This window comes from Mucilaginibacter paludis DSM 18603 (genome assembly GCF_000166195.2).
Taxonomy (GTDB): domain Bacteria; phylum Bacteroidota; class Bacteroidia; order Sphingobacteriales; family Sphingobacteriaceae; genus Mucilaginibacter; species Mucilaginibacter paludis.
In genome coordinates, this window is record NZ_CM001403.1 from 3543161 (window position 1) to 3555867 (window position 12707).

A 12707-nucleotide genomic window follows, 5' to 3' on the forward strand; every position below is an offset into this window, starting at 1 on the left:
GCAGGCACATTTGCACGAAATTAAAAGTTAAAAATTGTTAAACTGGAAGTAAATGATGCCTATAATTAATAAAAGATACAGGGTTTCGTAAAACCAGCGCTTGGTAGCATATAAAAAGTAGTAGGCCATCATGGTGCAGGCGGGTATGGCGCATAAAATAAAATGGCTTAACCTGAAGTTTGTTTTTACATAAAAGGAGAGTGCGGTAATAATAAAAATCACCGTGAGTAATTGGAAAGCCTTGCGTATTTGAACGTAGCTTTTAAAGAAATTTCCCCTCAGCCTAAAAATCCCAAGCGCCAAAATTACAATTACCGGGATCAATACAATATATTGATAATAGTTGATATTTACCTTATTAGGAAAGCTGTGGCCCAGCGGAAGCCATATTTTATAAAACTGATCGATGCGGTCATTCATGTAGTAAAAAACCGCCAGGAAAAAGAATATAGTAATAAAGCCCATCAAAACGGAAACCCATTCGCGCCAGTTAAAGGGCCTGAAGATAACAAGCCCCACCCAAACGGCTAAAAACATATAGATATAAGGGAAATAAATGAGGGTGCCTATCCCCACTATCATGCCCAGATCGAATGTTGTTGTTTTAGCGCTGGTAGGGTCGTAAAGCTTTAGCAGCTTATCAATCATCCACAATATCAAAAAGTTACAAATTAACGGCGGGCTAAGTATTAAAAAGTCGGTAAATAAGGCCGATACGGTAACGTACATTAGCGCGGGCAAAAAAGTAGGCCTGCCCAACAGGCTATATTTGTTAACCATTTGGTTGAGCCAAAGGGCCTGAATAAAAATCATTACCGCCGCTATTAATAAATTATTAACCGGGGTAAAAAAGTTTTCGTAATTAACCGGGATAAGCAGGCGTGCAAAGGGCTCAACAAAAGTAAATTCGATATGGTTAGGCGGCAAGACTAAATAGCTTATACGCAACACGATCAGAACGATGCCGAGCCAAAGAATATTAAATGGATTAAGCGCTCTGAAAACGTTGATCATGTGGTTTGAACTATTTGCAGCAATATTAGCAGAAAAACAGCGAAGCTAAAAGCAAGTTACGCCGTTAGATCAATTTAAGCCCTGGTTTTAAAACCAGTACCTGGCAGTTGGTGCCTACCGCGCATACTTTTTTACCATGTTTTCAATAATGGAGGCCGTCTCGTCAGGAAAATTTACTTTGATGATATTATCGTCTTCTACCCAGGCTTTTATTTTAGCTACAAAAGTGTCGTCTATCTCGTGGATAACAGGCACACCTAACCTTGATGCCGCCAAAGCGTTGCATTGCTGCTCATATTGATCTTTCATCGGAATCATCACCACTTTTTTTTGCAGAAACAGCGCCTCTGCCGGTCCTTCAAAGCCGCCACCCGTCAATAAGCCCTCACAACTGGCCATGCTTTGATTAAAGGATTCGTTATTAACCGGGTTAACCTGCACATTACCTTCCTGATAGGTTGTCTTCTGCCTTTTTGAAAATATCTGCCAGGGTACATCTATTTGTTTCAGGTATTTTACCAGGGTGCGGTCGTCATAAGCGGGCAGATACACCGTATAATGGCCCCTATGGCTCGGCTCCAGGTTGCGGATCTGGCTGCGGATAACGGGGGTATGGATAAAATCATCGTACCTGTCAAAATGAAACCCGATGTGATCATCTGTTGGCGAATAGTATTTAAAAATCAGTTCGGCAAAATTCCACTTGGCAGGGCGGGGCGTTTTTTTTGATATAAAAGAACATTGATGGCTCAGGGAAACTGACTTAACTTTTTGAAGGCGGCAGGCCCATGCTGTTACAGGTTCAAAATCGTTCACAATCAAATCATACTGCTTAAGCGGAATACTACGCATGTCGTGCCAAAGCTGGCGCAGATCCATGAGCTTAAAGGTGGCCCACTTATCAATACCGCCGGTTTTGCCAAAAACGTAACTGGCACCGTGCAACCGGTATTTAAGCGGCTGCGGTAACGACATCTCGGCCTCGGTACCGCTTACCAATAAATCCAGCTCACCGTATTGTTGCAACAGAGGGACAATTTCGCGGGCGCGGCTGATATGGCCATTGCCCGTTCCCTGTATCGCGTATAGTATTTTCATTAGCTTGTTATCCAAAAGGCCCCGCAAAGATAGGTACCTTTAACCAGATTAATTGCTTTATTACCCTTTGGCATCCGTAAAATCCTTATCTTCTATTCGCTGTTAAGAAATTAGCGCCATCAATTTGCCCATTCCATTCGTGAAAATTAGTTTCCATTAGTGGAATTCGTGCCTATTTAATTAGTTTCCTGCTTAAAACGCTCCAAAAGGTCCAGCACATTCATTTTAGCATCCAGATCTTCCGAATCCGTTTTATCGTCATCCTCGGCTTCTGTTTTAAAATCATCCGGTTGGTATTTATAAATGCTCCAGGTATTATTTTGATATTCCAACGCCGTCAGGCTCTCCACCCAATCGCCGGAGTTGAGGTACAATACCGAGCCGTCCCTGTCTTCGCCCTTAATTTCCCTGATTTCTGCGTGATGGATATGCCCGCATATCACATAATCATAGCCTTTATCTACGGCCAGGTCGGCAGCGGTTTGCTCAAAATGATTGATAAATTTAACGGCGTCCTTAAAGCGGGCCTTTACCTTTTGCGAGAAACTCATTTTAGGCCGGCCAAGCAATCTGAGGCACCAGTTTACCATACTGTTAATCAGGATCAGGGTATCATACCCAACTGCGCCCAGTTTAGCCAGCCATTTGGAGTGCTGCATAGTAACATCAAAAATATCACCATGAAATATCCAGGCCTTTTTGCCGTCGATATTTAACAACACCTTATTTAGCAACTGGAAACTGCCCAGGTTAAAATCGGCAAACTTGCGCAGCATCTCATCGTGATTACCGGTGAGATAATATACCGGGATTCCTTCGGCTACAAATTTCAGAATGCGGCGTAATACCTTGGTATGCGCTTCCGGAAAATACGATTTACTAAACTGCCATATATCTATAATATCGCCATTCAGGATCAAAATTTTTGGCTTGATGCTTTTTAGGTACTTCAGCAACTCGCGGGCTTGGCAACCGTAGGTACCCAGGTGCACATCAGAAATAACAACAATATCAACTTCGCGCTTTACCATTCAATATTGGGAGGGGGGACAAAATATTAAGGGTGCATATTTAGTCCGGTTTAAAAAACCGGTTAAATAGTGGAAGTTGCCTTGCTGATAATTAATCGTCGTCTTCGTCGTCATCATTAACTTTGAGCTCAAAGGGGCTGAAGTAAAAAATGCCAACTAAAACTAACAGCAAGCCAACTTCAAACACATGGATAAATTCCTGATTCATCTTAGTAAGTGTTAAGTGCAAATATCTGATTAGCAGATTATCTGAATGTTAAGACGCTGTTAATTATGAAAAGTTTCAAGCCGACTTAATTTTTTTTTCAATGCGCTCCAATTGCTTTAAATGGTGTTTGGTATGAATGCCAATAAACTTAAACCACTGTTTTGCATTGAGCAAACCCAGCCGCGGATGCTTTATTTTGCTAAAGCTGGATGACTTGTTAATAACAGGAATTAACTGATCCATGCGGTTTTTTAATTTGATGATGAGATTACGGGCCTCTTCTTTACCTATATTGTTAACTGCGGCCTCTATTTTGGCAGGAGCTTTGATTTTAAATGGTGGAAAACGACCGGCAAAAAAAATGAGCATGGCAAACCACCCGAGCCTTTTGTTGTCTACCTTACCGGTTCCGTTGGTGCATTTTTCAATGGCGATCAACGAGCCGAGATCAGCCTGTAAAATATGCGAATACACCTCGCCGTATGACCATCCGCCACCCGGTGGCATTGCATTAAATTGATCGTCGGGAATGGTATCCAAACGGCGGCGATATTCTTTCAGCGTATCTTCAATCAGTTTTTTATCGGCGGCTATACTCATAATAACAAAGCTAATTCATTTAAATGGGTTATTTGTATCGGTACGTCGGCCGGTTTATCCAGCCCCATGGGGTTAAAATAAATGGCATCCATGCCGAAGCCTTGTGCACCCCGTATATCGGCCTCAATGCTGTCGCCAATCATTAAACTTTCGTGTTTTTGTGCACCGCCCAGTTTAAGCGCGTGTTCAAAAATTGCTTTATCCGGTTTATTAACGCCCACTACTTCGGATATGATCACATTGTCAAAATACCGGCCTATATCAGTTTTAATTACCTTCAGTTCGGTAGATTCTTTAAAGCCGTTGGATATTAAATGCAGCCGGTAGCGTTGCTGAAGGTATTGCAATGTTTCGTGAGCACCGGGGAACAGGTTGGTTTTTGTAGGGCAAATACGTACATAGTCGTCTTCAAACTGAAGGGGTATTACATCATGGCTAACGCCCAGATCCAGAAAAGTTTTTTTAAACCGGGTTTCGCGCAGGGTTTCTTTGCTGATGCGGCCCAGATGATAATCAGCCCAAAGCTGATGATTATTACGGGTATAAGTTTCGATAAACAGCTCGGCCGAGTTTAAGCCCAGTTGATGCAGTTTGTAAACGGCAAATAACTCATGAAGGGTTTCTTCGGCATTCCGGTCAAAATCCCAGATGGTATGGTCAAGATCAAAAAAGAGGTGCTTGTATTTGAGGGAAGATGCAGAAGGCATATTTAATATTATTGAACAGGCGACGATGCCGGATACAAAGCTACAACTTGAACGGGAATTACAGAGCGTTTACCCTGTTATTAGCGAAGGCAGAAAAAGTTTATTTGTTAGTCTCTTGTTGGTTAGTTTCTGACCGGATTTTTTTACCAGGTCAACCGATACTTCAATAGCTTGCGCAATTTGTTCATCAGGGAAGTCAAATTGAATGATGAGATTTTTCACTAATTTGATTTGTACTTCCTCACGAGCCTGTTCGCGACCTTCTTCACGAGCTTTATTAACCGCATAATCAAGAACATTCTGATTATCCCATTTGTATTTTAAGCGGCTATCGTACATCGTTTTTTTCTTAACAGGGCTTAAGAGATAAGGGGCATTAATCTATTTATTTAATTCCGATCTGATTTTTTTTACCAGGTCCACCGATACTTCAGCGGCACTTGCAGCCTGTTCAGTAGATAAGCCAATGTGAGCAATAAGATTTTTGACTAATTTAACGCGTTCTTCTTCACGGGCCTTAACCGCATAATCAAGAACATTCTGATTGTCCCATTTGTATTTTAAGCTGCTATCGTACATCGTTTTTTCAGGGTTTGAAAGAGATAAAGAAAAATGGATGTGTTAATCTATTTATTCAGTTCCGATCGGATTTTCTTTACTAAGTCCACAGATAGCTCAGCTGCGCTTGCGGCTTGTTCATCAGATAAGCCAATTTGAGCAATAAGGTTTTTAACTAATTGGATTTGTGCTTCTTCGCGACCTTTCTTTAGCCCCCTTTCAACACCTTTTTCAATGCCTTCTTCAATACCCTCTTCTCGTCCCTTTTCACGAGCCTTATTAACCGCATAATCAAGAACATTCTGATTGTCCCATTTGTATTTTAAGCTGCTATCGTACATCGTTTTTTCCTCCTTGCTTAAGTTACTATATTCGGCTATGCTAAATAGTTTTTCAAATATGGGTTTCCGCAGGTAAACCGGTATTTTATCCATGCTACTCATGTTTTTTAACACATATAGCCATCTGTCTAAGTCAGTCGCCAGTTCGTTTTCCCTTTTTACAAATTTAACTAATTCTATATAGGTATAACCCAGCTTATCGTAAAATATTTCGCCAGTGTGCCTGTTACACAAGCAAATATCATACAGATATTCTTGTTGCGGGCCGTTCTCTAAGGTAAAATCCTCTAATAAGGCAATCAGATATACTTCCGTCAGGTTGTATCCCCATGCTTTCCGGTTACCTTTAGGAGCCTGATCACTGATGAGGCGGGATGTATAAAACAGGGCCCGTTCTTTGAAGTATCCTTGCCTGCCCCGCTGCACTTCAATTAAAAATTGCTCTCCGTTTATCCCTGTGCACAACAAATCAAATATGGCAGCGCCCTCATCTTTCAGGTCGCCGGGATGTTCGTTCTTGTTGTATATCAGGTCTGCGATGTGCTTACGGCCTCTGAACACCTCGTTTAAAAAAGCAATGAGCAAATCTTTGTTAGGTTCGCTGCCAAAAATTTTCTTAAACGCAAAATCAACTAAAGGATCGATGTATCTTGTGGTTACTGGAGTGTTATTTTGAGGCATCAATCAAATATAAAATTTATCCTTTTGGTTTGATGTTTGCCCCTATATAATTTGTCGCTTAATCGATAAATATGGCTGTATGACGAATAGCGTGGGTAAAATAGTTATAGTTTGTCCGCTGGAATTCCAAGCCGTAATTTGTAATAGAATAAAATCCCATTTACTTTGCTGCTTTTTTGATGAAAAATAAACCAGTAAATTACAGTTTATAATGACGTACTGTTAAGTTTTTGATTGTCAATACTAAATCCCTCTCCATCATGTCATCCCGACGCGAGGAGGGATCTTTTAAAAGCGGTAAGTATGCATCATATTAGGTGCGCTGATTATCAATGTGCTATCTTTGCTCCGACAATCAGTATTCTTAAATTAGAGCATCGGCACGCTCAATCGCCGCGCGAAGGGCTGTTACTTTTGTCTTGACACAAAAGGTAACCAAAAAGTCAAGACTGCCCGATCCTTCCACCCACAAGCCAAACCCGGCCCGGCGTGCAGTCTGGCCTTTGCGCACTTTGCCTGTGCACCGGAGAAGATCATGGAGGTTCAAAACGTCATTGCTATTTTTTTGGCTGGCCGAATCTGTCACTTACGAAGATATAGAATATTGATAATCAAGAGTTAATTAAAAAATACGATCTTAAAACAATAGTGAAATTTCACCAAAAATATCATTAGCAAAATCTTGACTTAGCCTATGATTTACAAATCGAATTTTTAGTGCCTATACAAAACGTAATAGAGCCATAAATATTATAATCCGCGTTTCCGTTTTACAGTTTTGCGCGGTTCGGATTTATCGTCCCATTGGTACTGTTTAGCCATTTTGGCTACCCGTTCCTCAAGAGATTCGGTGGTGAATTTCTCCCGGCCTAAACTATCCACCAGGATGGGGAAGGCAAAAGGGGTAGGCCTTTCTGTATGTTTAATAATTATTTTTTGTTTTTGGATGCGCTGTAAGGCCGCGCGTAACCTAAATTCTTCTAACTGAAAAGCCAGAGCTTCGTTGTAAGCCTGCCGCACCAGTAGGTTGTTGGGCTCATATTCGCTGAACACATCAAATAATAACGACGACGAAGCCTGCAGGTGCCTCCCTTTTACCGGTTGCCCGGGATAGCCGGTAAATATCAATCCTCCGATATGGGCTATATCGCGGAAACGCCGCTTGGCCATCTCGTTAGCGTTCAAGCTGTGCTGTATATCGTCCAGCAGGTTATCAATGGTAAATAAATCTTTTTTCAATGCTTCACGTACCGGAAAATCATCGTCGGTAAGCAGTTCGAAACCATAATCGTTCATGGCGATAGAGAAGCTGGATTTTTTAATTTTCGAGATACGATAGGCCAATAAAGATGCCATCCCTTCGTGCACCAGCCTGCCTTCAAAAGGATAGAAAAATAAATGATGGCCTTCCCGCGATTCAAAAATTTCTATCAAAAACTCGTCGCTGCGCGGCAGATGCGATACGCGGGCCTGTATTTCAAACAAGGGTTTTAAGGCCTTTACCTCTACATCCTGCTCTATACCCTGAGCTACCTCGTCCAGCTTAAACCTCAATACCGCCGACAATTGCGACGACAAAGGCATCCGTCCACCCATCCAGCTTGGGATCATGCCTTTTTTTGCATTTGATTTTTTTACAAAGGCCGTCATTTCTTTAATACGTACAAACTCCAGGCTCCGCCCCGCAAACCAAAAGTTATCGCCCTCTTTCAGCCTCGAAATAAACGACTCTTCGATAGTGCCCAGGCTGCCGCCGCTAAGCCATTTAACACGGATACTCACATCGCTGGTAATGGTGCCTATGCTTAGCCGGTGGCGCATAGCTACCCGGCGGCTATTTACTTTATACAAGCCGTTTTCAACTTCAACCTTTAAAAACTCATCGTACTGGGCCAACGTTTTGCCGCCATTGGTAATAAAATCAAGCAGCTCGTTAAACTCGCTGCGTTTCAGGTCGGCGTAGCAGAAAGTAGTTTTCAACTCCTTAAAAAGCGCATCGGCGCGAAACCCGTCTGATACGGCCAGTGTAACCATATACTGGAGCAATACATCCAGGGCCAATATCACCGGATCGCGGCTTTCATATACGCCGTTTTTGAGGGCTTGTTTCAGCGCGGCTCCTTCCAATAATTCCAGGGAATGCGTAGGTACAAAATAAGCTTTAGAGATAGCACCCGGATGGTGCCCGCTCCGCCCGGCGCGCTGCATAAAACGGGCTACACCTTTGGGGCTGCCAATCTGTACTACGGTATCCACCGGCCTGAAATCAACACCCAGGTCAAGGCTCGATGTGCAAACCACTACTTTCAACGCCTCGTTATGTAAAGCTTGTTCTACCCAGTTTCGGATCTCGTTATCCAGCGAGCCATGGTGCATAGCCATAATACCCGCATATTCCGGATATTGATCTAATATAGCATGGTACCAAATCTCCGACTGGGAACGGGTGTTGGTAAAAATAAGCGTGGTTTTACTTTTAGCTACAATCTCCATTACCTGCGGCAACAGCTTAACGCCGATATGCCCCGCCCAGGAGTAAGTTTCTACATTCTCCGGGATAACGGATTCTATCACAATCTTTTTTTCCAGCTTAGCGCGTACCATTTTGATCTGCTCGGGCGGGATGTTATTGCCCAGCAATACCTCGGCGGCCTGCTCCAGGTTGCCGATAGTGGCGCTGATACCCCATATTTTTAGTCTTGAGTCCGGAGCCGGGAGTCTTGAGTCTTGAGTGGGGAGTTGGGGATTTTTATTGGAAGGCGATAGTTCAACTATGCTATTGCTATTTTGTTCTTTAGTTTTTGAATTGTGGTCGGGCCTATCCCACCAGTTCTCCGTTCCTGGCTCAGGACCCTGAACTCCCGGCTCCAGACTCAAACCTCCAGACTCAGGGCTCCGAACTCCGGACTCCGGACGAAAGACTCCCCACTCATCCCTCAATCCCTTCAACCTTGATAAACCCAGTTCAACCTGTACGCCGCGCTTGGTGCCTAATAGCTCATGCCACTCATCAATAACAACTACTTGCAGGTTTTTAAACAGGTTGGGATAATCCTTTTGGGCCAGCATCAGGTGCAAACTCTCCGGAGTTGTTAGCAGTACTTCCGGGAGTTTTTTACGAAGGGCCTGTTTTTCGGCGGCGGAGGTATCGCCGGTACGGGTGGCAATTTTCCAGGGGATGCCCAGGTCGTCGCATGCGGATTGCATGGCCTTGCGGATATCGTTAGTGAGGGCCCGTAAGGGTGTTATCCAAAGCATCAGCAAACCATTATTTTGCCAGGTTTTATAATCGGTGGGGTGGCGGTTAATATATTCCTCTAAAAAAGGCAGAAACATGGCAAACGTTTTACCGCTTCCGGTAGGTGCGTTAAGCAGGCCCGAATTTCCGGAGAGGTAAACCTCCTCCATCTCACGCTGAAAGGCAAACTGTTCCCAATTTTTATCAAGAAACCATTGGTGGATAATTTGCTGTCCTGGAGTGCGCATCATTAACATACAATGTAAAGAATAATTTGCTTGTATCTAACCAAAATAAAAAAGTCCCGCTATTAAAACGGGACTTTGATTTGACTAATAAACTTTTTGCAGGCAAATTGATTGTTATTTTTTCTCAGGCAATAAAATAAATTTAATCAGGTTGTCGCCGCTTAAATATTTGTTAGCCGTTTCTTTGGTGGTAGCTACGGTAACCTGATCCAGGTTTTTGTTATGATCTAAAACGGCATCAGGGTTTTCCTGGTACATCGCCGTCTGGCTCAGGTGTCCGGCCCAAAAACCGTTTTCCTTTAATTGCACTTCGGTACTCCGTTTATCTTCGGCAACAAACTTTTGAATGTCGGTTTGCTCGGCGCCGTTTTGTTTGATCTTGGCTATCTCTTCCATAGTAGCTGTTATCAGTTTATCTACATTAGCCGGCGCACAGCCAAAGTAAACCGAAATGCTATAACGGCTCAATGGAATTTTAGAATAGGCAACCCTTACACCAGGCGAATAAACGCCGCTTTCCTTTTCGCGCAGGCGCTCAATTAATTTAATCTGCAAAACTTCGCCCAAAGCATCCAATTGAATATTGTTGGCTTCGTTGTAAACGTAATCTCCGCTAAAAATTAACTGCACGGTACCTTTATCGCCTATACCTTTATATACTGTTTTGGTAATTTGTCCGGCGGGGGCATGTATGCCTAAATTTTTATAAGTTTGGTGGCTGTTGGTAGCGGGCAGTCCGCCTAAATATTGCTCCAATAACGGTTTTATTTTTTCAATAGCAAAGCTGCCTGTTATTACAAAGGTTGTCGCGCTGGCATCAGCAAACCGGTCGCGATAAAAGGAATAAGCTTTATCCAGATTAGCAGTGGCCAGCTTTTCGGGAGTCATGGCCATGCGGCGGTAATTGTGATTGCTTATTACGGCTGCAATGGTATCCTGGAAAACGCTGTTAGGATCAAGCCCCCGGTTAACCAACGACGATTTGATTTGTGTTAGTGTTGATTGCCAAATATCGTTATCCTTGCGGGGCTGGGTATAATAAAGATAAACCAGTTGCAGGGCGGTTTCAAAATCTTTTGGAGAAGCGCTACCGTTAACACCCTGTGTTGTTTCGTTAATAAACGGCGATACGCCCACGTTTTTACCCGTCAGCATTTTATCCAGCTTTATTTCGTCAATATCGGCAATACCGCTGCTGTTGATCACGTTAGCGGCAAGGCTTGCGGATATATAGTCGGCATCTGTTACCAGTGATGTGCCGCCAAAGCTGAAGCTATTGATCAGTATCTGGTCGTTTTTAAAATCCGTTGGTTTTAAAATTGCTTTTACACCATTGCCAAAAGTAAGTGTTGTAGTGCCTATGGCAGCATCCTTTTGTTCGGCTACTACCTTGGTACCAGTTGGAATTTTCTCTAACAGGGGTTTATTGCTTACATTATCCACATAAGCGCTAATGTTTTTTGATGCCTCGCTTATCCAGCTTAACAGGGTGGCTTCGTTTGGCAATTTATCTTTTTCCTTTTCAGGAGCCTCTAAAATAACGTCGCGGTTTTGGTCGCTAATAAATTTGCCAGCCAGGGCGTTGATCTCGCTTAACTTGATCTGGCCGATATTCTTTTTGTAGAAATCGTATTCATAATCAATACCCGGTATGGCCTCGCCCTTTAAAAAGTTGGCCTGGTATTCGTTCACAAAATTAACCGATTCGGTTTTGTCTTTTTCTTTCCAGGCGCTTTCTATGCCGGTCATTACCGATAGTTTGGCACGGTCGAGTTCGGTTTGGGTAAAACCAAATTTGCGCGCGCGTTCAGTTTCGGCAACCGCGGCTTTAACTGCTTTTTCCAGTTCGCCGGGTTTGGCAACGGCAACGGTGGTAAAGGCGTTCAGGTTGCCTAAAAAGTCGCCATAGCTGGCACCGGCGTATAACAACGGCGGATCTGCTTTTTGAGTTAACTCGCCTAAGCGCGAACTGAGCATATTGTTGAACAGGATGTTACGGATAGCGTTTAAGTATGCGCCCTGGGTTTTAACCGCACTGCCCGGATGTTTTACTATAATTTGAACAAGCGTATACGGTTGCTCCTTATCGGTTACTATTTTAACCGCCGTGCCCACACTTGGCGGGATGTTATATTTTGTACGGGGCTTTTCGCCGGCCGGATTCTTTAATTCAGAAAAGTTTGCCTTAATCAGTTGCTCTACCCTTTTAGGGTCAAAGTCGCCAACGGCTATAACCGCTTGCAGATCGGGGCGATACCAATCATGGTAAAAGCTTTTAATAGTTTCGGGCTTAAAATTTTTCAGAATTTCTTCTTTACCGATAGGTAAACGCACCGCATATCTTGAATTATTTAAAAGAACTGGAAAAGTTAATTTCGACATCCTTTCTTGTGCGTTCTTTCCGCGAAGGCGCTCCTCTTCCAAAACTACGCCACGCTCGCTGTTAATTTCGTCGGTATCAAAACTCACCATGCCTGCCCAATTAGACAGAATGTCAAATCCTTTTTCAAATATTTTAACGCTGTCGGTAGGTAAAGGCAATTGATAAACGGTTTCATCAAATGAGGTGTAAGCATTTAGGTCGGCGCCAAATTTTATACCCGATTTTTGCAGGTAGTTCACCAATTCGTTTTTGGGGAAATCCCTGGTGCCATTAAATGCCATGTGCTCGGTAAAGTGGGCAAGGCCTTGTTGTTCATCGGTTTCCAATACAGAGCCTGCTTTATTAACGAGGTACAGGTCGGCCCTGTTTTTGGGTTGCACGTTCTTGCGGATATAATAAGTTAAGCCGTTAGGCAGCTTGCCGATAATTACCGCCGGATCGACAGGCAGTGCATTAGCGCTTAGCTGATTTTTAGCTGGTATGGGCTTGCTCCTGGGTGATGTAGCAGGCTTGGGCTTAACCTGCGCGAAGCCGCCGTTTGTGGCTATACTTAAGGCAAGTAAGATAGCCAATGATAACCGGTAATTTAATTTCATAAAA

The 12707-nt window shown here is 43.2% G+C and carries 9 protein-coding genes and 1 pseudogene; all 10 read right to left on the minus strand.

What is annotated here, in order from left to right; genetic code table 11:
• Window positions 1–27 precede the first annotated feature (27 nt).
• The 10 genes and pseudogenes from MUCPA_RS14965 to MUCPA_RS15010 all read right to left on the minus strand — a co-directional run bounded on the left by MUCPA_RS14965 (window position 28) and on the right by MUCPA_RS15010 (window position 12703).
• Window positions 28–1014 carry a DUF6427 family protein gene (locus MUCPA_RS14965; protein ID WP_008507458.1) on the minus strand — a complete coding sequence of 329 codons (987 nt, stop codon included), beginning with the start codon at window positions 1012–1014 and terminating at the stop codon, window positions 28–30.
• Between the two features lie 114 nt (window positions 1015–1128).
• Window positions 1129–2112, minus strand: coding sequence for a glycosyltransferase family protein (locus tag MUCPA_RS14970; protein WP_040625998.1), 984 nt, complete (start codon window positions 2110–2112; stop codon window positions 1129–1131).
• Window positions 2113–2288: 176 nt separating this feature from the next.
• Window positions 2289–3143 (minus strand): UDP-2,3-diacylglucosamine diphosphatase, encoded by an 855-nt coding sequence (locus MUCPA_RS14975; protein WP_008507462.1) that lies wholly within the window; start codon window positions 3141–3143, stop codon window positions 2289–2291.
• Window positions 3144–3426: 283 nt separating this feature from the next.
• Window positions 3427–3951, minus strand: a complete 525-nt coding sequence (locus MUCPA_RS14980) for a DinB family protein (RefSeq protein ID WP_008507467.1) — start codon at window positions 3949–3951, stop codon at window positions 3427–3429.
• On the minus strand, window positions 3948–4658 hold the full coding sequence (locus tag MUCPA_RS14985; protein WP_008507468.1) for a YjjG family noncanonical pyrimidine nucleotidase: 711 nt from the start codon (window positions 4656–4658) through the stop codon (window positions 3948–3950). The genes MUCPA_RS14980 and MUCPA_RS14985 overlap by 4 nt, the downstream gene beginning before the upstream one ends.
• A gap of 69 nt (window positions 4659–4727) precedes the next feature.
• Window positions 4728–4997, minus strand: coding sequence for a hypothetical protein (locus tag MUCPA_RS14990; RefSeq protein ID WP_008507469.1), 270 nt, complete (start codon window positions 4995–4997; stop codon window positions 4728–4730).
• A gap of 42 nt (window positions 4998–5039) precedes the next feature.
• Window positions 5040–5261: pseudogene (locus MUCPA_RS14995) on the minus strand (Rpn family recombination-promoting nuclease/putative transposase); the annotation flags it as partial.
• A 23-nt stretch (window positions 5262–5284) separates the two neighbouring features.
• Window positions 5285–6238: an Rpn family recombination-promoting nuclease/putative transposase gene (locus MUCPA_RS15000; protein ID WP_008507471.1), complete on the minus strand. Its 954-nt coding sequence runs from the start codon at window positions 6236–6238 to the stop codon at window positions 5285–5287.
• A 750-nt stretch (window positions 6239–6988) separates the two neighbouring features.
• The gene (locus tag MUCPA_RS15005) at window positions 6989–9727 is read right to left on the minus strand and encodes a ligase-associated DNA damage response DEXH box helicase (RefSeq protein WP_008507476.1); all 2739 of its coding nucleotides are present in this window, start codon (window positions 9725–9727) and stop codon (window positions 6989–6991) included.
• A 111-nt stretch (window positions 9728–9838) separates the two neighbouring features.
• The gene (locus MUCPA_RS15010; RefSeq protein WP_008507477.1) at window positions 9839–12703 is read right to left on the minus strand and encodes a M16 family metallopeptidase; all 2865 of its coding nucleotides are present in this window, start codon (window positions 12701–12703) and stop codon (window positions 9839–9841) included.
• Between the last annotated feature and the right edge of the window lie 4 nt (window positions 12704–12707).